Origin of the sequence: Streptomyces solicamelliae (assembly GCF_045348655.1) — a bacterium.
GTDB lineage: Bacteria > Actinomycetota > Actinomycetes > Streptomycetales > Streptomycetaceae > Streptomyces > Streptomyces solicamelliae.
This window is the reverse complement of the sequence record NZ_CP160404.1, coordinates 3,180,187-3,200,358: the sequence shown is the minus strand read 5'-3', so window position 1 is coordinate 3,200,358 and position 20,172 is coordinate 3,180,187. Positions and strand designations below refer to the sequence as shown.

Sequence of the window (20,172 nt, the reverse complement as noted above, 5' to 3'; positions counted from 1 at the left end):
GCGGCCGAGCCCGGCCCTACGCGTCGTCCTCCTCCAGCTCCGCCACGCCCGTGATTCGGTGCAGCGGGAAGGTGCGGACCTCGTCCGCGGTGTGGTCGTAGCCGGTGACGAAGCCGCCCTCCACCCGGACCGGTGCGATCACCCGCTGGCTCGCGGCGCCGTCGGCGTTCACGAACCCGATCCAGACCGCCGAGCCGGTCATCGCCGCGGCCTGCACGGTGGCGAGGGTCTCGGCGGCGGAGGTGCGGGGCAGCTCGCCGGGCGCGCGCGGGGGCGCGTCCGGGCGCTCCTTGCGCACCGCCGTCGACGCCAGGTCCCCCGCGCGGATCGCGCGGACCGCCGCCTTCAGGAGCGTGCCGTCGGGGGCCGGCGGCCCGTCCGGCACCGGCACGGGCGCGGCACGGGGCGGGGTGCGGACCGCGTCGGCGCGGGTGATCAGGACGTCGCCCGCCGCGGACTCGGCGGCCGGCGCGTACCCCATCGCGCGCAGCCCGTCGAGCAGCGAGGCGGGGTCGGTCTGCGCGGCGAGCACGGTCGGCGCGAGGCGGCGCAGCCGGAGCGACGCCGAGCGCCGGTCGGCGAGGATCTCGCCGAGCAGCGTGTCGTCGTCGCAGCGCACGTACGCGGACGCCGCGCCGATCCGCAGATGGCCGTGCTTGCGGGCCACGTCGTCGATCAGGTACGCGAGCGGCTGCGGCACCGGCGTGCGGGAGTGAGCCTGCAGGAAGTCCTGCAGGTCGGAGGCGCTCCGGCCGGCGTCGAGGGCGCGGCGCACGGACGCCGGGGTGAACCGGTAGACGGTCGCGCCGCCCTTCGACTCGACGTCCGCGAGCACGGCGAGGGTCTCGGCGAGCGGCCGCTTCAGGGGCCCCGGCGCGACGGCGGTCAGGTCGGCCTGGAGCAGGACGTGGTCCACGGGCTCGGGCAGCAGCGGCGCGAGCAGCGTGGCCGCCCGGGAGGCGGCGACGGACAGCTCGACCCCGCCGCCGGCCTCGCCGGACGGGACGTCGGGGCAGGGCTCGGCGAGCGGCAGGTTGAGCAGCGCCCGGGCCGGGCCGGACAGCGCGCCGCGCCCGGTGAGCCCGAGCAGCTCGGCCTCCTCGAGCGCCCAGAGGGCGAGGCGCGAGCGGAGGTCGGTGGGGGCGGCCGGGGTGGGGGCGGCCGCCCCGGTGGCCGTGGGCGGCGTCGTACGGGGGGCGTCGCCCGCGGCCGAGCCGCGCAGCGGGCGCTCCCAGGCCAGCCGGGCGAGGACGGACTCCGGGGAGCCGGCCGCGCCCGGCGGGAGGGTGGCCTGGAGGGTGAGGACGCGGCGGCGTACCTCGGGGGCGGGGGACCGGTCGAGTTCCGGCCCGAGCGCGGACAGGGCGCGCCCCTTCGCGTCCTGGCCGCCGACCAGGCCGGAGGTCCGGGTGCCGGGGAGCCAGGCGGTGACGAGGCGGGCCCAGCGTTCGGCCGGGGGCAGGTCGAGCCAGTCGTCGTACGCGGGCGTCGGCGCGTACCGCTCGTCCGCCTCGCCGTCGGAGGCGAGCAGCCCGGCCCCGTGGCAGAGCTCCAGCCAGAAGGCGGCGACGGGTTCCGCGACGTCGAGGGCGACGGCGGTGCGCTTGAGGTCGCGTACGGACAGGCCGCCGGCGCGGAGCACCTGGGGCCCGCCCTCGTTCCACTCGCGGAGCAGCTCCTCGACGGTGGAGAGCGCCGTGTACGCCTGGCCGGCGGCGGCACTGTCCACAGCCTGTGGACGGTACTCGCGCAGCACCTCGACGCGGGGCGGCGCGGGCTCGACGACGCGGTGGGCGCGGCCGCCGCGCAGATGGAGCGCGGCCTCGCGCGGCAGGACGAGGGTGCGGGTGGACACCGGCAGCAGCAGGCCCCGGTCGCGCAGCCAGCGGACCGGCGGCGGCGGATCGGCGGTGACCTCGCCGTACGGCGGTCCCCACACGAGCCGGTCGAGGACGGCGAGCGCGTCGGGCGGGGCGGTGTCGAGGAGGGCCGCCATGCGGGCGCGGTCGGCGAAGAGCCCGGTCAGCGCGGCGACGGCGGACACCGGGTCGTGGGTGGCGGGCAGCCCCGCGGTGGCGATGATCTCCTGCAGCCGGCCGGGCGACATGCCGGCGGTGGCCTCGGAGACGGACGGCCCGAGGCCGGTCGGGGAGGGGTGCTGCGGGGACGGGGCGAGCAGCTCGCGGGCGGTGCGGACGAGCCGGAGCCGCTCGTCGTCGCCCCAGACGAGGGCCTGGGTGCGGAGCTGCTCGACGGCGCGGGGGAAGGCGGCGGCGACGGCCGGGTCGCCCTCGCCGTTCTCGCCGTCTCCGGTGAGGAGGGCGAGGAGCACGGGGTACGGGGCGGGGTCCGGGGCCACCGCCAGGGCCTCGGCGGTCTGCAGGGCGAACCGGTCGAGGCGCTCCAGTGCCCGGACCACGGAGGCGCGGGTACCGGCGCGGGTGGCGAGCTGCGTGAGGTCGTTGGGCACCGGCGACAGCAGGTCGGGGCGGGCGCGCAGCAGTGCGGCGAGCCCCTCGTCGCCGCGGGTGCGGAGGGCCTCCGCGAGGGTGCGGGGCGGTGTCGCGCCGCCGCCTGCGTTCCGTTCGGGCACGTGCGCCTCCCGATTGCGCTCTCCGGTCCCCATCCGCCCCACGTTAGCCCCTGTTCAGGCGCTAACGTCATGACGAAGCGGCACGGGAGGGCGGATGGGCATCGAGAGCGACCAGTTGGTCTTCGACTACCTGAGCCGGGTCGGGGACCTGGCGCAGCAGCGGCAGTTGCCGTCCGGGGAGCGGATGAACCTGGTCGCGGGGCTGCGCAAGGAGATCGAGAAGACCCTGGGCGGCACCGAGAGCCCCGCGGCGGTGCGCCGCGTCCTGAAACGCCTCGGCACCCCGGACGAGGTCGTGGACCGCGTGGGCGGCACGGTACCGGCCCCGCGGTCGGAGGTGTCGTCCTCCAGGGCGCCGTCCTCGGAGGCGCCGGGGGAGGACTGGTGGTCGGCGGAGGCCCCGCCGGACCTCCCGGGCTTCGTGGGCGGGGTGGAAGTGGCGGAGATCCTCCGCCCGCCACCGGAAACGGAAGAGGAGGACGCGGCCGAGCCGGAGGAGCCGGAGGAGCCGGAAGGGGCGGCCGAGGACGAGGTCCCCCGCAGACGCGCCCTCCCCACCCTCTCGCGAGCCTCGTTCCCGAACCCGATGCTCCTGCTGGCGGCGGCGCTGCTGGTGGTGGGCGCCGTACTGGGCTCCCTGCTGGCCCTGGCGGGCGGCTGGCTCCTGGCGTACGCCTCGCGCCGGCTGACCCGCTTCGAGGCGAAACTGGCGGTCCTGGGTCTGCCCGGGACGGCCGCGGCGGCCGGCGTCGTATGGCTCTGGGGCCGCATGAACGGCCGCTGGGGCGACCCGATCCCCGCGGGCGGCGAAGCCCTGACCCAGGCACTGGCCGCGACCTGGCCCTGGACCCTCCGTACCGCGGCGATCGCCTCGGCGCTGTACCTCGTCTGGCGCTCCCGGCGCGCGTAACCGGGCGGCGCCGGGGCCCTCGGCCGTGGTAGAGATTCAGGCTCGACGCTCGAACGGACAGACGAGGAACCGTGTCTCAGGACATCACCGACTCCCACGGCCGACGCGTGGTGCTCGAGGACATCACCGACGACAACTGGCGCGCCGTCGCCGACGTGGCCCCCACCGACGACCAGCGCCGCTTCGTGGCCGCGCTCGGTGCCCGCTACCTGTTGCTGTCGATGCGCGGCGGGCTGTGGCACTCCCTCGGGGTCCGGGCCGACGACACGATCGTGGGCCACGTCATGTGGGCCTACGACGACGAGGGCGGCGCGCACTGGATCGGCGGCATGATCGTCGACGCCGCGGAACAGGGCCGAGGCGTCGGACGGGCCACCATGCGCGCCCTGATCCGCCGCCTGACGGCCCTGCCGGACTGCCAGGAGATCCGCCTCTCCTACGACCCCGCCAACACCCCCGCCGCCCGCCTCTACACCTCCCTCGGCTTCACCCCCACCGGCGACCGGGAGGACGAGGAGATCGTCGCCGCCCTCCCGGTCACCCCCGGGACCTGACACGGGAAACGGCCGACGGACGGACCCTGCGGGGCAGCCCCGGCGTCCCTCAGACGTCCGTCCACGGCGAGTTCGGGACCACCAGGGGACTGCCCGTGACCGGGTCCGGGATGACCAGGGAGCGAAGGCCGAAGACGTCCGCCACCAGGTCCGCCGTGACCACGTCCGCCGGCGCGCCCTCCGCCAGTACGCGGCCCGACTTCATCGCCACCAGGTGGTCCGCGTAGCGGGCCGCCTGGTTCAGGTCGTGGAGGACCAGCACCACCGTCCTCCCGCGCGTGCGGTTCAGGCGGCGGACCAGGTCCAGGACCTCGACCTGGTGCGCGATGTCCAGGTACGTCGTCGGCTCGTCCAGGAGCAGCAGGTCCGTCTCCTGCGCCAGCGCCATCGCGATCCACACCCGCTGCCGCTGACCGCCCGACAGCCTGTGGCAAGTCGACGACGCTGCGGGCGCTGGGGCGGCACCACCTGCGCGTCGTCGCCGGTCCCGCCGTGCAGCAGCGCGTCGAGCACGGTGGACGGCGGTACGGCGCGGGCGCCCACGGCGAGGCTGAGCAGGACGGCGAGGAGGAGGGCGACGAGTGCCGCCGAGGTCGCGAGGACCCGTCTCGAACGGAAAGCGGCAGTCATCGGCACCCATCGACCAGGTGAGGTTTGGTAAGGCTTAGCTCAGTAGAGCGCCCCCGCGGTCTATGCGCCGCCCCTTCCCCGGCCGTTCGACCCCGCTTTCGAACGACCCGGCACAATGACGCCCATGACTACGATCCCCCTCACCGTCGGCTTCGACCTCGACATGACGCTGATCGACTCCCGGCCGGGCATCAAGGCCGCCTACGAGGCGTTCTCCGCCGAGACCGGGGTGTTCATCGACGCGGACCTCGCGGTCAGCCGCCTCGGACCGCCGCTGGCGCAGGAGCTGGCGAACTGGTTCCCGGCGGAGGAGGTCGAGGAGCGGGTGACGCAGTACCGCGCGCTCTACCCCACGTACGCGATCGAGCCCTCGCACGCGATGCCCGGCGCGCGGGATGCGATCCAGGCCATTCGCGAGGCGGGCGGCCGGGCCATCGTCGTCACGGCGAAGAACGAGGCGCACGCCAAGCTGCACATGGTGCACCTCGGCATCGACCCCGACGCCGTGATCGGCGGACTGTGGGCGGAGGGCAAGGCGGAGGCGCTGCGCGAGTACGGCGCGGCGGTGTACGTCGGCGACCACACCGGCGACGTACGCGGCGCCGCGGCCGCCGGTGCGCTGTCCCTCGCGGTGCCGACCGGCCCGTGCGACGATGCCGAACTCCGCGCCGCCGGCGCGGACGTGGTCCTGCCGGACCTGACGCACTTCCGCGCCTGGTGGGACGCGTACCGAGCGGGCTGACGCCCCGGGGCGCGGGCCTACGACCCCGCGCCCGCCGCCTCCCGCGCCTGCCGCCGCTGCACCGCGACCGACCGCAGCACGCCGGCCCCGGCGACCGCGAACCCGACGCCCATCAGCATCGACACCAGGTACGCGACGGTCGGGAACGGCTCGGTGCCCAGGAACAACGGCGCCACGGTCACCAACGTGGCCGCGGCCCCGACGATGAACACGATCGCACCGACACGAACCAGCCCGTCACCCGGAGCTGCGGTGCCCGAAGGCTTCGTGGGGGTTTCGTTACGCATTCGGCCAGGGTAGTTCGCGCGCCGGAGGACAGGCGACGAGCGGCTGTTGTGCTCCTGGTTACAACCGGCCGGTCAGACGGGCATTCCGCCTGGATTCACCGTGCGTTCTCCGATCGCCCGCCGTGTTTCGCCGGGGGAGGAGCGTGAGGTGTACGTCCGCAGGTATCCGCTGTCCAGCCGTCCCGGGGGTGTGCTGTGATGTGCGTGCCTTCTCGCCCGAGTGGGCTGCGAACGATGTCGGCCAGAACTGGTGGCCGGTATGGATGGAGCGGCTTGACGGAGGGTACAGAGCTGGCGAGGCTTCCAGGCGACACGGCAGGCACGAGCAATCGCGCTAGATAGCCTGACCTGCGACGACAGTGGTTCGGCTGACTGGTGGAATGGGGTGCGTGCTTTGCCTACCGGCAAGGTCAAATGGTTCAACGTCGAAAAGGGCTTCGGCTTTCTCTCCCGCGACGACGGCGGTGACGTCTTTGTGCACTCGTCGGTGCTCCCTGCCGGAGTGGACGCCCTCAAGCCCGGTCAGCGCGTGGAGTTCGGTGTGGTCGCGGGGCAGCGGGGGGATCAGGCGCTGTCCGTGACGATTCTCGACCCGGCGCCGTCCGTGGCCGCCGCGCAGCGGCGGAAGCCGGACGAGCTGGCGTCGATCGTGCAGGATCTGACGACGCTTCTGGAGAACATCACGCCCATGCTGGAGCGCGGCCGGTACCCCGAGAAGGCGGCGGGCAAGAAGATCGCCGGGCTGCTGCGGGCGGTCGCGGACCAGCTCGACGTGTAGCGGGCCCTACGGGAAGTGCAGGGCGTCCGGGCCGAGGGGCGGTACGAGTCCCTCGGCCGCCGCGCGTGTGAGGAGGCCGCGGACGGCCGCGTAGCCGTGCTCGCCGAGGTCGGCGGTGAACTCGTTGACGTAGAGCCCGATGTGCTGGTCCGCCACCTTCGGGTCCATCTCCTGCGCGTGCTCGACCACGTACGGCCGGGAGGCCTCCGGGTCGTCCCAGGCCATCCGGACCGACGCCCGCGCCGAGTCGGCGAGCAGCTGCAGCGTCTCCGCGCCCAGCGAGCGCTTGGCGATGATCGCGCCCAGCGGGATGGGCAGGCCGGTGGTGTCCTCCCAGTGCTCGCCCATGTCGGCGAGGCAGTGCAGGCCGTAGTCCTGGTACGTGAACCGGGCCTCGTGGATGACGAGCCCGGCGTCGACCTTCCCGTCCCGCACGGCGGGCATGATCTCGTGGAACGGCATCACGACGACGTTCCCGACGCCGCCGGGAACGACGTCCGCCGCCCAGAGGCGGAAGAGCAGGTACGCGGTGGAGCGTTCGCTCGGGACAGCGATGGTCCTGCCGGTCAGGTCGACGCCCGGTTCCCTGGTGAGGACGAGCGGGCCGCAGCCGCGGCCCAGCGCGCCGCCGCAGGGGAGCAGGGCGTACTCGTCGAGGACCCAGGGCAGCACCGCGTAGGAGACCTTCAGGACGTCGTACGCGGAGTCGCCGTGCTCGGCCCAGCCGTTGGTGACGTCGATGTCGGCGAAGGTGACGTCGAGGCGCGGCGCGCCGGGGACGCGCTCGTGGGCCCAGGCGTCGAAGACGAAGGTGTCGTTCGGGCAGGGCGAGTACGCGATCTTCAGCTTCACATCGGCTCCCTGAACACGGTGCTGCTGAGCAGCTGGAAGGCGTACCGCAGCGCGTCCATGGCCTGCCCGATGCGCCAGTTGGCGCGGTCGCGGGGGCCGACGGCGTTGGAGACGGCGCGGATCTCGGCGACGGGCACGCCGTACGCGGCGGCGGCCTCGGCGACGCCGAAGCCCTCCATCGCCTCGGCGGCGGCGCCCGGGTGACGTTCCGCCAGCTCGGCCGCGCGGGCGGCGGTGCCGGTGACGGTGGAGACGGTGAGGACGGGGCCGACGCAGTGGCGCTGGACGCCGTCGCCGAGGGCCTGCGCGATGCGGTGGGCGAGGGCCTGGGGGACGGGGTGCGCGGAGCGGCCGAAGCCGAGTTCCTCGACGGGCAGGTAGCCGTCGGGGGTCTGGGCGCCGAGGTCGGCGGCCACGATGGTGTCGGCGACGACGACGGAGCCGAGGGGGGCGTGCGGCGCGAAGCCGCCGGCGATGCCGGTGGAGACGACGAGGTCGTACGGGGTGTGGCCCAGGGTCGCCCAGGCGAGGGCGGCGGAGGTGGCGGCCGCGGCGGCCGCGGGGCCGACGCCGGCGACGAGGACGTCGACGACGGGGTGGTGCGGGCCGGGGAGCGGGATCCGGCCGCCGGGCGGGGCGAGCGCGCCGGCGGAGGCGGCTCCGGAGAGCGGCCCGTGGGCGGAGAGAGGGCCGCCGGGGCCGACGGGGAGCGGATCCGTGGACGTGTGGCGGTGCAGGGCGTATCCGCCGGGGAGGGCCTGGAGGAATGCGCCGCCCGGCTTGTCGCCGGTGAGGCCCCGGGCGACGGAGTCGGCCTCCGCCGCCACGGCCGTCACGATCAGGATCCGGTCGGCCACCTGGGGGTCAGGACTTCTTCTTCAGCTCGAACTGCCAGATGCCGGTGAGCTTCCGGCCGGTGTTCTCGACGATGGTGACCTGGGTCTTGTTGGTCGCCTCGCCGGTCTGGGTGGAGAAGAAGGCGCTGGCCGGGATGGTCCGGTAGGTCTTCTTGTACGGCTCCGGCTCGGCCTGCTGGCCGCCCAGGAAGATCGTCCAGCCGTTGTCGGCGATCGACGGGTCGACGCCGAAGCGGATCTTGTCGTCGGCGGAGACGGAGATGGAGGCCGTGGGCTTCTTCTGCAGGCAGCCCTGGACCAGCGACTCCTTGATGGCGTCGCCGTCGTTGTAGCAGGCGGCCTCGGTGTGGACCGACTCCGTCCCGACCGTCACGGTCGCGAGCGGCGTCGGCTTGTCGCAGGCGGAGAGTACGAGGAGCCCGGCGGAGACGGCCCCGAGGGCCACGGCGGCCCGGCGGCGCGAGCCGGAGTAGAACGCAACGGTCATGAGCCGAAGGCTATCGGTCGCGCGCCCGGCGGGCTCCCCGACCCCCCGGTTCACTCCCACCCCGCCCGCAACCGGGGGGTGCGCCCGCCCGCCGTGCGGGCGCCTCAGTTCACGCGGGCGCCCCGTGGACGGGCGGCGGACGGGCGACGGGGGGCGGCCAGGAGGCCGCGGACGGACAGGGCGGCGCCCGTCGCCAGGATGCCCGCCGCCACCGCCATGCCGACCGTTCCGTTCAGCGGCAGGGAGATGCCGATGGCGCCGCCGGCGACCCACGCCATCTGCAGGAGCGTCTCCGAGCGGGCGAAGGCGGAGGTGCGGACGACCTCCGGCACGTCGCGCTGGATCAGCGCGTCGAGGGACAGCTTGGACAGGGCCTGGGACAGGCCCGCCACCCCGCCCAGGACGGCCACCCACGCCGGGCTGAAGAACAGTGCGGCGCAGATCGCCGCCGCCAGTTCCACGAGGATCATCGTGGCGATGATCACTTCGGGGGTGCGGGAGCGCAGCAGCGCGCCGACCGCGGTCCCGCAGGCGTTGCCGACCCCCGCCGCGACGCCCACGATGCCGAGCGAGACGACGGCGCTCTGGCCTTCCAGGGGGTGCACGCGCAGCAGGAACGCGAGGAAGAAGATCAGGAAGCCGGAGAGTCCGCGCAGTGCCGCGTTCGCCTGCAGTCCGTGCAGCACGGACGGTCCCACGGTCCGCAGGCTGGGTTTCTTCTCGCCGTGCGTCAGCAGATGGGCCGGCCGCTCACCCTTGGCGGAGTCCACTTTGTGCGGCATCCGCAGCGCCCAGTACGTGCCGAGCAGGAACAGCGCGCACGCCCCGTACAGCGGATAGGCCGGACCGATCCGCTGGAGTGCCACGCCGATGGGCGCGGCGATGCCGGTGGCGAGCAGTCCGGCCAGGGTCACCCGCGAGTTCGCCTTGACGAGGGAGAAGCCCGGTGGCAGCAGCCGTGGTACGACGGCGCTGCGCACCACCCCGTACGACCTCGACGCCACGAGCACGCCGAGCGCCGCCGGGTACAGCTCCAGGCCGCCGGTGGCGACCGCGCCGGACATGGTGACGGCCAGGACCGCGCGGGCCAGCATCGCGCCGGCCATGGCCCAGCGGCGGCCGTGCGGCAGCCGGTCGAGCAGCGGGCCGATCACCGGCGCGAGGAGGGTGAACGGGAGCATCGTGACGGCCAGGTAGAGCGCGACACGGCCGCGGGCCTGGTCGGTCGGTACGGAGAAGAACACGGTGCTCGCCAGCGCCACGGTGATCATCACATCGCCGGCGCCGTTGACCGCGTGCAGTTCGATGAGCTTGCCGAGTCCGGACTCGCCCGCTCCGTGCGCGTGCGTGGCGCGCCGGATGCCGGTGAAGGGCAGGTGCAGGGCGCGCGCGCACTTCCGGGCTGCCCGGCTGAGCGGCCCGGCCCGGCTGTACGATCCCGATCCCGCCGACGACGCCGCGCGCGATGACGACTTCGGCGGCCTCGCGGCTGCCACTCCCTCATCGTCCCCCACTCACCTGCTCTCCACCCCCCTTCCGCGACCCGGGTTGGAGGTCTCTTGGGGCGGGCAGGTGGGAAGGGGGCTGCGGACGGGGTAGCGTGCGTAGCGCGCCACCGGCGGAAGTTCTCGGCCGCGCGCCTCTTCGGCATCCCGCAGAATGGATGCTGGTAGGTGTGCCCGAGACTCGCGAGACTCACGAGAAACGTCGGGCGCGGACGTCGATGCGGCCCCCAGGTCCGCTCCGCCCGCCGCCCGTACACCGCTCGTCACTGCTCGCTCCTCGGCCGGCGCACCCGTGAGACGGCGTATGGAGAGAAGCGAGACCTGTGAGTGCTGCGAGTGCTGCGACGACGCGAAGCCGTACCCCGCGTGCCACGCGTACGCGTACCCCCGACCGTCTGTGCGCCGAGGCGGTAGACCTCGCCCGCGCGGCGGCGGAGGAGCTCGCGGCGCCCGGCATCGTCGGGGAGCACGCCGGGGTGGTCGCGGACGGCGACCGGGTCGTCACGCACTACTTCGAGTGCCAGGAGCCGGGCTACCGCGGCTGGCGGTGGGCGGTCACCGTCACGCGCGCCTCCCGCGCCAAGAACGTCACGCTTGACGAAACCGTCCTGCTGCCGGGCTCCGACGCGCTGCTCGCGCCGGAGTGGGTGCCGTGGAGCGAGCGGCTGCGGCCGGGCGACATGGGCCCGGGCGACCTGCTGCCGACGGAGGCGGACGACCTGCGGCTGGAGCCCGGGTACAGCGGCGAGGACGCGCCGCCGCCGAACTCCGCGGTCTCGGAGGAGATGGCGGACCACCTCGACGCCGAGGACGCCGAGATCACCTCCCGCACCCCCTCGCGCGGGGCGATCGCCTCGGTCGCGGAGGAGCTCGGGATGCGGCGGGCGCGGGTCCTGTCGCGGTACGGGCTGCATGTGGCGGCGGACCGCTGGGACGAGGCGTTCGGCGCGAAGACGCCGATGGCGCAGGCGGCGCCGGCGTCCTGCGAGTCGTGCGCGTTCCTGGTGCCGCTGGCGGGGTCGCTGCGGCAGGCGTTCGGCATCTGTGCCAACGAGTTCTCGCCGGCGGACGGCCGGGTCGTGTCGCTGTCGTACGGCTGCGGCGGTCACTCGGAGGCCGCGGTCATGCCGAAGCCGCCGCGCCCGGCGGCCCCGGTCCTCGACTCGATGGCCGCGGACGAGTTCCCGCTGCGTCCGGACAAGGACTCCGGCTCGGTGCCGGAGGCCGACACCACGTCGGACGACCTGGGTCACTCGTAGGCCGGCGGGCGGCGGGCCCCGGGCCCGGCCCGCACTCCTCGCGCGGTACCTTCGGCGGCACCGGGTACACGACCTGCTGTACCCGCCGTACACGAGGAGTCAGCCGTGAGGACCAGCGTCCGGACGACGACCGACGGAGCCGACCCCTTCGGCACCGCCCGCCTGCGCCGGGGCGTCCTCGACGCCTGGGGTGCGAGCGGGGCGCGGTTCCGTGAGGACGCCAACGCCGAGGAGGACCTCGTCCTCGGCGGGTACCGCGACCGTCTCGTCGTCGAGCTCGCCCAGAACGCCGCCGACGCCGCCCGCCGGGCCGGCGTCACCGGCCGGCTCCGGCTGACCCTGCACCCGGCGGACGCCGAGGGTCCTGCCGCGCTCGCGGCCGCCAACACGGGCGCGCCGCTCGACGCGACCGGTGTCGAGTCGCTGTCGACGCTCCGGGCGTCCGCGAAGCGGGAGCACGACACCGCGGCGGTCGGCCGGTTCGGCGTCGGCTTCGCCGCCGTCCTCGCCGTCACCGACGAGCCCGCCGTCCTGGGCCGGCACGGCGGCGTCCGCTGGTCCCTCGCCGAGGCCCGCGAGCTCGCCGCCGAGACGGCCCGGCACAGCCCCGGCCTCGGCGACGAGTTGCGCCGCCGCGACGGTCACGTACCGCTGCTGCGGCTGCCGCTGCCCGCCGAGGGCACCGCGCCCGACGGGTACGACACGGTCGTCGTGCTGCCGCTGCGCGACTCCGCCGCCGTCGACCTCGCCGAGCGGCTGCTGGGCGGCATCGACGACGCGCTGCTGCTCACGCTGTCCGGCCTCGCCGAGATCGTCGTCGAGACCCCGGACGGCGTCCGTACGCTGCGCCGTTCCGAGGAGTACGGCTATGTCGTCGTCGACGACTCCGCCGCGCCCGCGCCCCGCCGCTGGCGGACCGTCGCCCGGGGCGGCCCGCTCGACCCGGCGCTCCTCGCGGACCGGCCCGTCGAGGAACGCCTGCGTCCGCACTGGTCGGTGACCTGGGCCGTACCGGTGGACGCCGAGGGCGCCCCGGAGCGCCCGGCCACCGCGCCGGTCGTCCACGCGCCGACGCCCACCGACGAGCCGCTCGGCGTCCCCGCCCTGCTCATCGCGTCCCTGCCGCTGGACACCGCGCGCCGGCACCCGGCGCCCGGCCCGCTGACGGACTTCGTCGTCGCGCGGGCGGCGGAGGCGTACGCCGAACTCCTCGGCGACTGGCAGCCCGTGGGCACCGGCACCCTCGACCTGGTGCCCGGCCCGATCGGCAAGGGCGTCCTGGACGGGGCGCTGCGCGCCGCGATCCTGGAGCGGCTGCCGCGCGTCGCGTTCCTCGCGCCGGCGGTGCCGAGCGAGGAGCTGCCGGCGCTGCGGCCGGTGGAGGCCGAGGTCGTCGAGGGCGCGGGCGCCGAGACGGTACGGGTCCTGGCGGAGGTCTTCCCGACGCTGCTCCCCGCCGGTCTGGAGCGCCGCGCCGAGCTGCGCGCGCTGGGCGTCGGCCGGGTGCCGCTGACGGAGGCGGTGGACCGGCTGGCCGCCGTGGACCGGGCGCCGTCGTGGTGGTGGCGGCTGTACGACTCGCTGTCGGGTGTGGACCCGGACCGTCTGACGGGTCTGCCGGTGCCGCTGGCGAACGGGCGGGAGCAGGAGGAGCCGGGGGAGGGCGCGTACGAGGCGTCGGGCGAGGGCGCGGAGACGCCGTCGGGCCCCACGCGTACCGCCGTCGGCCCCCGCCACCTGCTCCTCCCGCAGGAGCACACCCCCGCGGACCTGACGCGGCTCGGCCTGAAGGTGGTGCACCCGGACGCCGCGCACCCGCTCCTGGAGAAGCTGGGGGCGCTGCCGGCGACGCCCCGGGCGATCCTGACGACCCCGCAGGTACGGGCCGCGGTGGCGGGTTCGCTGGACGCGGGCGAGGTCTGGGACGAGGACGCGGACGCGCCCGACGCCGACGAGCTCGCGGAGATCGTCCTCCAGCTGGTCCGCGAGGCGGAACTGGAACCGGGCGACGAACCGTGGCTCGGTGCCCTGGCCCTCCCGGACGAGGACGGCGAACTCGCCCCGGCGGGTGAGCTGGTCCTGCCGGGCAGCGCCTTCGCGGCGGTGATGCGCGAGGACGAACTCCCCTTGGTGGACGCGGAGGTGGCGTCCCGCTGGGGCGAGCAGCCGCTGGCCGCCTGTGGTGTGCTGGCGAACTTCGCCCTCGTACGGGCCACGGACCTGGTCCTCGACCCGGACGAACTGGAGCCCCGCGAGAGCGACTTCCCGGAGCCGGACGACCCGGGCCTGCTCGACGCGGTCGACGTGTGGTGCGAGGACGTCCTGGACCGTCTCCCGGAGACGCCGGTACCGCCCGTCGCCACGGAGATCGTCGCGGTACGGGACCTGGACCTGGTCGACGACGACGCCTGGCCGCAGGCGCTGGCGCTGCTCGCGCAGCCGCCGCTGCGGGACGCGCTGACGCAGCCGGTGCGGGTGCTGCTGCCGGACGGCACGACGGAGACGGTGCGCTCGTACACGGCGTGGTGGCTGCGCGACCACCCGGTCCTGGACGGCCGCCGCCCGGCCGGTCTGCGCGCCGCGGGCACGGATCCGCTGCTGAAGGGCCTGTACGACTCCGCCGACGCGACCGGCTTCGAGGACGAGCAGGTCCTGCGGGCCCTGGGTGTCCGCACCTCGGTGGCCGCGCTGCTCGACGAGCCCGGCGGCGCGGCGGAGCTCCTGTCCCGCCTGGCCGACCCGGACCGCGAGGTCTCCGGCGCCCAGCTGCACGCCCTGTACACAGCCCTGGCCGACCTGGACCCGGACCAGGTCACGCTCCCGGACGAACTGCGCGCGGTGGTGGACGGCGAGCTGGTGGTCGTGGACGCGGCGGAGGCCCTGGTGGCGGACGCCCCTGACCTCCTCCCGCTCACGGGGGGCCTCCCGCTCCTCCCGGTGTCCCCCGCCCGGGCGGCGGACCTTGCGGAGCTCTTCCAGGTCCGCCGTCTGAGCGAGGCGGTGGAGGCCGAGGTCACGACGACGGGCGAGGAGCACGAGGTCCCGCAGTCCGTCCACGCCCTTCTGGGCCCGGCGACCCCGTCGTCGTACGTCGAGCACGAGGAACTCCGTGCCGGCGGCGTCGAACTGGACTGGCGCCGCACGCCCGACGGCGTCATCCACGCCGCGACCCTGGAAGGCGTCGCCGCCGGCCTCGCCTGGGCGGCAGGCCAATGGCCCCGCCGCTTCGAGGTCGCCGCCCTCCTCGAGGACCCGTCCCGGACGACGGAACTCGCCCGGGACAGGTGGTTCGACTAGCCGGCTCGGACGGGTCAGTTCACGAAGACGGGGGCGCCGCCCTGGGTGGTGTCCTTGACCGGGCCGTACGTGGCGCTGAAGTAGCCGTTGGCGGGGCAGGTGCCGGGGCCGGTCGCCTTGGTGAACTGCTGGTTGGCGAAGGCGAGGGAGTTGTCGGCGTTGTTCGGGGTGGCGGTGAGGCTCGTCGCGCGGTAGACGCAGGTCGTCACGCCGAGGACCGTGTTGATCTTCAGGGTGGTCTGGATCGGGCCGGTCGCGCCGGCCGTGACCTGGAGGGTGCCGCCGGACGTCACGGACGTGGCGTACGGGAGGTTGTTCACCGTGATGCTCTGGACGCCCGTGGCGCCGAAGATGTTCGTCGTACAGCTGCTTAACGTGTGCGCCGTCAGCGTCTCGGTCGCCGTGCCCGGTGCGGCCGGGTTGGTGTCGACCGTGGCGGTGAAGGCCGAGGCGTTGCAGGTGATGCCGGTGCTGCCGCCCAGCGTGGTGGCGATCTTCGCCTGGTTGCCGGTGGCGAGCGAGGCGGTGAGCACGTCGCCGGCGGCGACGGCCGTGCCGCCGGCGCTGCCGGTGGTCAGCACGTTGCCCGCGGTGGCGGTCGCGTGCGCGGTGGCGGTCAGGGCGGCGGTCAGCGTCGCGGCGATCGCGAGGCCGGTGGCGGTGAGGGCGCGCTTGCCCATGGCGGTTGCCTTTCTTCGGGGTGGGGTGACGTAACGCGGCGGTACGCGTGGGTGGGGTGCGTACCGGGGGATGTCCGGTTGCGTGTGTGCGCGGCTCTTGCCACCGCCGGAACGGTCCGGCGCCACGGATGTCCCGGCGGCGGTGTTCTGTTGCGCGTTCGGGCGTGATACTCGATCGGTGCGGGACATCGACTCCGGCTCGATCACGTGGAGTCGATGCTTCGTGCACCTAGAGGAAAACCCATGAGGGTTGTAACTCTGCCCGTCCGTGCCGTCAACACCCCGGGAGGATGTGGCCGATGAGCGACGCATTCGTTCTGCCCGGTGCCCGCACCGGGCGGGAGCCGGAGCGTTCGCTGCGGCCCGGGCCGCGGCGGCTGACCGCGGAGCAGGTCGCCTCGCGGCAGCGGGAGCGGCTGCTCGACGGGGTCGCCCGTACCGTCGCCGCCAACGGCTATGCGGGTGCCCGGATCAGCGACATCTGCCGGGCCGCCGGAGTGACCCGTCCGGTCTTCTACGAGCTGTTCTCCGGCAAGGAGGACGCCGTCATCGCCGCGTATCTCGGCGGCACCCGGATCGTCGTCCGTGCCATGGAGCAGGCGTACGGCGGGGCCGGCGGGGCGGCCGCCTGGCCCGCCGCCGTACGGGCCGGGCTGCGGGCGATGCTCGAGCTGCTGGCCCGCAATCCGGTGTTCGCGAGCATGGTGGTCGAGATCGAGTGCGTGGGGCCCGCGGGGCGCCGTGCCCGGGCCGAACTTCTGGCCAGTTTTCGGCGGTTCTTCTCCGACGCCCCGCCCGGACCGGACGGCGTCGAGCGGGGCGAGCTGGTCGACACCGTCGTGGGGGCCGTGCACGCCGCGGTGCACCGGGCCGTCGACGAGGGGCGGGGGGACGCGCTGCCGCTGCTTCTCGAATCCCTGGTGCATGTGGTGGTCTCGCCGTTCCGCAGGCCCTGACGGACGGCAACAAGCGGTTTCTGCACGGCAATTGACTCGCGAGTAATAACGGGCGTACGTTCCGGAACGGTTCCCTGCGGCACGGCTGCCTCAGTACGTCGGTACGTCAGCGCGTCAGCACGGAGGAAGACCCAGGCGGGTCGGGGGACCGTTCGTCGTCCGCGCCAGGACAACGCCGCGCAGGTCTGTTTCCTCATCTATGTCAGGAGCACCTCATGGCACTGTCCGAAGCTCCCCGCGGCGCCGGAGAGTCCGAGCGCCGCGGCCGGGTCCGCTACCGCCGCGCGGCGTACATGGGCTTACCGGCGCTGGCCGCCGCCGCCGGGCTCGTCGTCCTCACCGCCCAGGGTGCGCTCGCCGCCCAGTTCGCCATCTCCGGCATGCCGTTCACCGTCGCCGCGGACTCCCTCGAAGGCCGGGGCTTCGGCCAGTTCGGGGGCCTGGACCACATGGCCGAGGGCAGTCCGAACGAGGGCGACACCGGCGGCCAGGTCCTCGTCATCGTCACCGCCATCCGCGAGGCGCAGCTCACCAACCTCTGCCAGAGCGTCGAACTCGGCGGCACCTTCCTGAAGATCACCGCCGGGAACAAGGGCACCGACGTCAAGGCCACGGGCCTCACCACCGACTCCACCGACATCTCCGGCAAGCTCGCCGCCTTCGACAACATCGAGATCGGCGGCGACGCGTCCACCTTCGACAAGCCCCCGGTCAAGGGCCCCCTGGGCGTCTTCGGCCAGCAGGCCGACACGGTCACGCTCAAGGACCTGCGGCAGACCAACTACGCCACCACCGCCGCCCGCTTCACCCTGCCCGATCTGCGCATGACCTTCGCCTCGGAGGGCTGCTGACGATGACGCAGGGCACCGACGGCAGCACGGTCGACGAGACGACCGCTGCGGGGCGTCGCCGTACGCATCCCTGGGCGGCCTTCCGCCGCTGGCGGCACCGCCGGCCGTTCGGTGCGGGTCTCGCCGTCGCCCTCGGCGGCGGCGAGATCCTGCTCACCCAACGGGCCAGCATCTCCGTGATCCTCACCGCCGGCGCCGACAGCCTCATCGGCTACGTCATGCCGGTGATCATGGTCGTCTGCGGGCTGCTGATCGTCTTCAACCCGCGCCAGCGGCTGTTCTACTCGGTCGTCGCCGTCCTCGCGTCCCTCGCGAGCTGGCTGACCTCCAACCTCGGCGGCTTCTTCATCGGCCTGCTGCTGGGAGTGGTGGGCAGCTCGCTCGCCTTCGGCTGGGATCCCGACCAGCCGGCCCGGGCCCGGCGGCGGTGGCTGCGGAGCCGTAAAGCGCCAGCCTGAACCTAAGCCGGGAACTTGCTGTCCACCCACCGCCACGCGAACTCCAGCAGCCCGGCCCCCGCCGCCGCGATCGCGACCGCCGTCCACGGCATCGTCACCCCGACCAGCTTCAGCGCGAAGAAGTCCTGCAGCCACGGCACGACCAGGACCAGCAGGAACGCCCCGCTCATCGCCCCGACCAGCGCGATCCGCCACCAGGTGTACGGGCGGGCGACGATCGCCAGCACCCACATGGCGACCAGGAACAGCGTCAGCGTGGCCGCGCTGGTCTCCGCCTCCAGCGCTCCCGTCCCGCTGTAGTGCGAGCGGGCGATCAGGTACGTGGCGAAGGTCGCCGCGGCGGCGATCACGCCGCCCGGGATCGCGTACCGCATCACCCGCCGCACGAAGTTCGGTTTCGCCCGCTCCTTGTTGGGCGCGAGGGCGAGGAAGAACGCCGGGACGCCGATGGTCAGCGTGGACAGCAGCGTGAGGTGGCGGGGCAGGAAGGGGTACTCGACCTGGGAGCAGACCACCAGGATCGCGAGCAGCACCGAGTACACCGTCTTCACCAGGAAGAGCGTGGCGACGCGGGTGATGTTGCCGATGACCCGGCGGCCCTCGGCGACCACCGACGGCAGCGTGGCGAAGCTGTTGTTCAGGAGCACGATCTGCGCGACCGCCCGGGTCGCCTCGGAGCCCGAGCCCATGGCGACGCCGATGTCCGCGTCCTTCAGGGCGAGGACGTCGTTCACGCCGTCGCCGGTCATGGCGACCGTGTGCCCGCGGGACTGCAGCGCCCCGACCATGTCCCGCTTCTGCTGCGGGGTGACCCGGCCGAAGACGGTGTGGGCGTCCAGGTCCCGGCCCATCGCCTCCCGCTCCTCCGGCAGGCGGCGGGCGTCGACGGTGTGCGCGGCGCCGGGCAGGCCGAGCTTGCCGGCGACCGCGCCGACCGAGACCGCGTTGTCGCCGGAGATGACCTTCGCGGCCACGTTCTGGTCGGCGAAGTACGCGAGCGTGGCCGCGGCGTCCGGCCGCAGCCGCTGCTCCAGGACGACCAGGGCGGTGGGCGTGGCCCCCTTCGCGACCTCGGGGGAGTCGAGGTCCCCGGCGGCCCGGGCCAGCAGCAGCACCCGCAGGCCCTGCTCGTTGAGCCGGTCGGTCTCGGCCAGCGCCGGGTCCCCGGCCGGCAGCAGCACGTCGGGCGCGCCGAGCAGCCAGGTGGACGACTCCCCATCGCCCTCGCTGAAGGCCGCGCCGCTGTACTTGCGGGCGGAGGAGAAGGGCAGGGACTCCGTGCAGCGCCAGTCCACGCTGTCGGGGTAGGCGTCGATGATCGCCTGGAGGGAGGCGTTGGGCCGGGGGTCGGACTCGCCGAGCGCGCCGAGGACCTTCCGTACGTACGTCTCGTCCGCGCCGTCCAGGGTGCGCAGCTGGGTGACGTCCATGCCGCCCTCGGTGAGCGTGCCGGTCTTGTCGAGGCAGACGACGTCGACGCGGGCCAGGCCCTCGATGGCGGGCAGCTCCTGCACCAGGCACTGCTTGCGGCCGAGCCGGATCACCCCGATCGCGAAGGCGACGGAGGTGAGCAGGACCAGGCCCTCGGGGATCATCGGGACGATGCCGCCGACGGTTCGCGCGACCGAGTTCTTGAAGTCGCTCTCCTTGACCACCAGCTGGCTGACGACGAGCCCGATCGCGGTCGGCACCATCATCCAGGTCACGTACTTGAGGATCGTGGAGATGCCGGAGCGCAGCTCGGAGTGGACGAGGGTGAAGCGCGACGCCTCCTCGGCGAGCTGCGCCGCGTACGCCTCGCGCCCCACCTTCGTGGCGGTGAAGGCGCCGCCGCCGGCGACCACGAAGGACCCGGACATCATCCGGTCGCCGGGCTTCTTCAGTACGGGGTCGGCCTCGCCGGTCAGCAGCGACTCGTCGACCTCGAGGCTGTCCGCCTCGGCGACCTCGCCGTCGACCACGATCTTGTCGCCGGGTCCGAGTTCGATCAGGTCGCCGAGCACGATCTCGGAGGTGGACACCTCGCCGGCGACGCCGTCGCGCCGGACGGTCGGCTTGGCCTCGCCGATGACGGCGAGCCCGTCGAGGGTCTTCTTGGCGCGCAGTTCCTGGACGATGCCGATGCCGGTGTTGGCGATGATCACGAAGCCGAAGAGGCTGTCCTGGATGGGCGCGACGATCAGCATGATCACCCAGAGCACGCCGATGATGGCGTTGAACCGGGTGAAGACGTTGCCCCGGACGATGTCGGCGGTGGAGCGGGAGCTGCGTACGGGTACGTCGTTGATCTCGCCGCGGGCGACCCGCTCGGCGACCTCGGCCGAGGTCAGTCCGGCGGCGCGGTGCACGACATGCGCGTGCGCCTCCGTGTCGCCGGGTGGCGTGTCTCCGTCGGTGTCGATCTTCGCCCGCTGGGTCATGTTTCCGACGGTACGGCCGGAAGGGCGGCTTCACCCGCCGAGCGAACGGAAGTTCA

17 protein-coding genes and 2 pseudogenes are annotated in these 20,172 nt (G+C 74.1%); 9 read left to right on the top strand and 10 right to left on the bottom strand.

Annotation, left to right across the window (positions count from 1 at the left end):
- Window positions 1-16: 16 nt before the first annotated feature.
- On the bottom strand, window positions 17-2,626 hold the full coding sequence (locus tag ABZO31_RS14690; RefSeq protein ID WP_406861657.1) for a helicase-associated domain-containing protein: 2,610 nt from the start codon (window positions 2,624-2,626) through the stop codon (window positions 17-19).
- Window positions 2,627-2,687: 61 nt separating this feature from the next.
- Here ABZO31_RS14690 and ABZO31_RS14685 point away from each other — a divergent pair, with 61 nt between their 5' ends.
- Both ABZO31_RS14685 and ABZO31_RS14680 read left to right on the top strand, forming a co-directional pair.
- On the top strand, window positions 2,688-3,503 hold the full coding sequence (locus ABZO31_RS14685; RefSeq protein WP_406861656.1) for a hypothetical protein: 816 nt from the start codon (window positions 2,688-2,690) through the stop codon (window positions 3,501-3,503).
- A 71-nt stretch (window positions 3,504-3,574) separates the two neighbouring features.
- Window positions 3,575-4,057, top strand: coding sequence for a GNAT family N-acetyltransferase (locus ABZO31_RS14680; protein WP_406861655.1), 483 nt, complete (start codon window positions 3,575-3,577; stop codon window positions 4,055-4,057).
- 49 nt (window positions 4,058-4,106) lie between these two features.
- On the opposite strand, the pseudogene ABZO31_RS14675 reads toward ABZO31_RS14680, so the two are convergent.
- Both ABZO31_RS14675 and ABZO31_RS14670 read right to left on the bottom strand, forming a co-directional pair.
- Window positions 4,107-4,481 (bottom strand): annotated as a pseudogene (locus ABZO31_RS14675) (ABC transporter ATP-binding protein); the annotation flags it as partial.
- 17 nt (window positions 4,482-4,498) lie between these two features.
- A pseudogene (locus ABZO31_RS14670) lies at window positions 4,499-4,687 on the bottom strand (iron ABC transporter permease); the annotation flags it as partial.
- Between the two features lie 115 nt (window positions 4,688-4,802).
- Here ABZO31_RS14670 and ABZO31_RS14665 point away from each other — a divergent pair.
- On the top strand, window positions 4,803-5,429 hold the full coding sequence (locus ABZO31_RS14665; RefSeq protein WP_406861654.1) for an HAD family hydrolase: 627 nt from the start codon (window positions 4,803-4,805) through the stop codon (window positions 5,427-5,429).
- Between the two features lie 17 nt (window positions 5,430-5,446).
- Here ABZO31_RS14665 and ABZO31_RS14660 read toward each other — a convergent pair whose 3' ends face one another.
- Window positions 5,447-5,716 carry a hypothetical protein gene (locus ABZO31_RS14660; RefSeq protein WP_406861653.1) on the bottom strand — a complete coding sequence of 90 codons (270 nt, stop codon included), beginning with the start codon at window positions 5,714-5,716 and terminating at the stop codon, window positions 5,447-5,449.
- Between the two features lie 394 nt (window positions 5,717-6,110).
- Between ABZO31_RS14660 and ABZO31_RS14655 the strand changes: the two genes are divergently transcribed.
- Window positions 6,111-6,494, top strand: a complete 384-nt coding sequence (locus tag ABZO31_RS14655; RefSeq protein WP_406861652.1) for a cold-shock protein — start codon at window positions 6,111-6,113, stop codon at window positions 6,492-6,494.
- A 6-nt stretch (window positions 6,495-6,500) separates the two neighbouring features.
- Here the strand turns inward: ABZO31_RS14655 and ABZO31_RS14650 are convergent, their stop codons facing one another.
- The 4 genes from ABZO31_RS14650 to ABZO31_RS14635 all read right to left on the bottom strand — a co-directional run bounded on the left by ABZO31_RS14650 (window position 6,501) and on the right by ABZO31_RS14635 (window position 10,186).
- Entirely contained in the window at window positions 6,501-7,346 is an 846-nt protein-coding gene (locus tag ABZO31_RS14650; RefSeq protein WP_406861650.1) for a 1,4-dihydroxy-6-naphthoate synthase, read from the bottom strand.
- Window positions 7,343-8,203, bottom strand: a complete 861-nt coding sequence (locus tag ABZO31_RS14645) for a futalosine hydrolase (RefSeq protein WP_406861649.1) — start codon at window positions 8,201-8,203, stop codon at window positions 7,343-7,345. The genes ABZO31_RS14650 and ABZO31_RS14645 overlap by 4 nt, the downstream gene beginning before the upstream one ends.
- A 7-nt stretch (window positions 8,204-8,210) precedes the next feature.
- A complete protein-coding gene (locus ABZO31_RS14640; RefSeq protein ID WP_406861648.1) occupies window positions 8,211-8,690 on the bottom strand; it encodes a DUF2771 domain-containing protein in 480 nt (159 codons plus the stop codon).
- A gap of 104 nt (window positions 8,691-8,794) precedes the next feature.
- Complete coding sequence (locus ABZO31_RS14635) at window positions 8,795-10,186, bottom strand: MFS transporter (protein ID WP_406861647.1); 1,392 nt, start codon at window positions 10,184-10,186, stop codon at window positions 8,795-8,797.
- A 332-nt stretch (window positions 10,187-10,518) separates the two neighbouring features.
- Here ABZO31_RS14635 and ABZO31_RS14630 point away from each other — a divergent pair, with 332 nt between their 5' ends.
- Window positions 10,519-11,454 carry a DUF3027 domain-containing protein gene (locus ABZO31_RS14630; protein WP_406861646.1) on the top strand — a complete coding sequence of 312 codons (936 nt, stop codon included), beginning with the start codon at window positions 10,519-10,521 and terminating at the stop codon, window positions 11,452-11,454.
- Window positions 11,455-11,559: 105 nt separating this feature from the next.
- Window positions 11,560-14,751 carry a sacsin N-terminal ATP-binding-like domain-containing protein gene (locus ABZO31_RS14625; RefSeq protein ID WP_406861645.1) on the top strand — a complete coding sequence of 1,064 codons (3,192 nt, stop codon included), beginning with the start codon at window positions 11,560-11,562 and terminating at the stop codon, window positions 14,749-14,751.
- Between the two features lie 14 nt (window positions 14,752-14,765).
- On the opposite strand, the gene ABZO31_RS14620 is transcribed toward ABZO31_RS14625, so the two are convergent.
- On the bottom strand, window positions 14,766-15,431 hold the full coding sequence (locus ABZO31_RS14620; protein ID WP_406861644.1) for a Tat pathway signal sequence domain protein: 666 nt from the start codon (window positions 15,429-15,431) through the stop codon (window positions 14,766-14,768).
- A gap of 299 nt (window positions 15,432-15,730) precedes the next feature.
- On the opposite strand from ABZO31_RS14620, the gene ABZO31_RS14615 reads away from it, so the two are divergent.
- The 3 genes from ABZO31_RS14615 to ABZO31_RS14605 all read left to right on the top strand — a co-directional run bounded on the left by ABZO31_RS14615 (window position 15,731) and on the right by ABZO31_RS14605 (window position 17,696).
- On the top strand, window positions 15,731-16,387 hold the full coding sequence (locus ABZO31_RS14615) for a TetR/AcrR family transcriptional regulator (RefSeq protein WP_406861643.1): 657 nt from the start codon (window positions 15,731-15,733) through the stop codon (window positions 16,385-16,387).
- A gap of 215 nt (window positions 16,388-16,602) precedes the next feature.
- Entirely contained in the window at window positions 16,603-17,238 is a 636-nt protein-coding gene (locus ABZO31_RS14610; protein WP_406861642.1) for a DUF6230 family protein, read from the top strand.
- 2 nt (window positions 17,239-17,240) lie between these two features.
- A complete protein-coding gene (locus ABZO31_RS14605; protein ID WP_406861641.1) occupies window positions 17,241-17,696 on the top strand; it encodes a DUF6114 domain-containing protein in 456 nt (151 codons plus the stop codon).
- A 2-nt stretch (window positions 17,697-17,698) separates the two neighbouring features.
- Here ABZO31_RS14605 and ABZO31_RS14600 read toward each other — a convergent pair whose 3' ends face one another.
- The gene (locus tag ABZO31_RS14600; protein ID WP_406861640.1) at window positions 17,699-20,116 is read right to left on the bottom strand and encodes an HAD-IC family P-type ATPase; all 2,418 of its coding nucleotides are present in this window, start codon (window positions 20,114-20,116) and stop codon (window positions 17,699-17,701) included.
- Between the last annotated feature and the right edge of the window lie 56 nt (window positions 20,117-20,172).

What these genes read in the sequence shown, in the direction of transcription:
- ABZO31_RS14660 (WP_406861653.1), bottom strand. Translation starts at nt 5,716, where the DNA reads ATGCGTAACGAAACCCCCACGAAGCCTTCGGGCACCGCAGCTCCGGGT.
- ABZO31_RS14600 (WP_406861640.1), bottom strand. Translation starts at nt 20,116, where the DNA reads ATGACCCAGCGGGCGAAGATCGACACCGACGGAGACACGCCACCCGGC.
- ABZO31_RS14620 (WP_406861644.1), bottom strand. Translation starts at nt 15,431, where the DNA reads ATGGGCAAGCGCGCCCTCACCGCCACCGGCCTCGCGATCGCCGCGACG.
- ABZO31_RS14615 (WP_406861643.1), top strand. Translation starts at nt 15,731, where the DNA reads ATGAGCGACGCATTCGTTCTGCCCGGTGCCCGCACCGGGCGGGAGCCG.
- ABZO31_RS14640 (WP_406861648.1), bottom strand. Translation starts at nt 8,690, where the DNA reads ATGACCGTTGCGTTCTACTCCGGCTCGCGCCGCCGGGCCGCCGTGGCC.
- ABZO31_RS14665 (WP_406861654.1), top strand. Translation starts at nt 4,803, where the DNA reads ATGACGCCCATGACTACGATCCCCCTCACCGTCGGCTTCGACCTCGAC.
- ABZO31_RS14605 (WP_406861641.1), top strand. Translation starts at nt 17,241, where the DNA reads ATGACGCAGGGCACCGACGGCAGCACGGTCGACGAGACGACCGCTGCG.
- ABZO31_RS14685 (WP_406861656.1), top strand. Translation starts at nt 2,688, where the DNA reads ATGGGCATCGAGAGCGACCAGTTGGTCTTCGACTACCTGAGCCGGGTC.
- ABZO31_RS14610 (WP_406861642.1), top strand. Translation starts at nt 16,603, where the DNA reads ATGGCACTGTCCGAAGCTCCCCGCGGCGCCGGAGAGTCCGAGCGCCGC.
- ABZO31_RS14690 (WP_406861657.1), bottom strand. Translation starts at nt 2,626, where the DNA reads ATGGGGACCGGAGAGCGCAATCGGGAGGCGCACGTGCCCGAACGGAAC.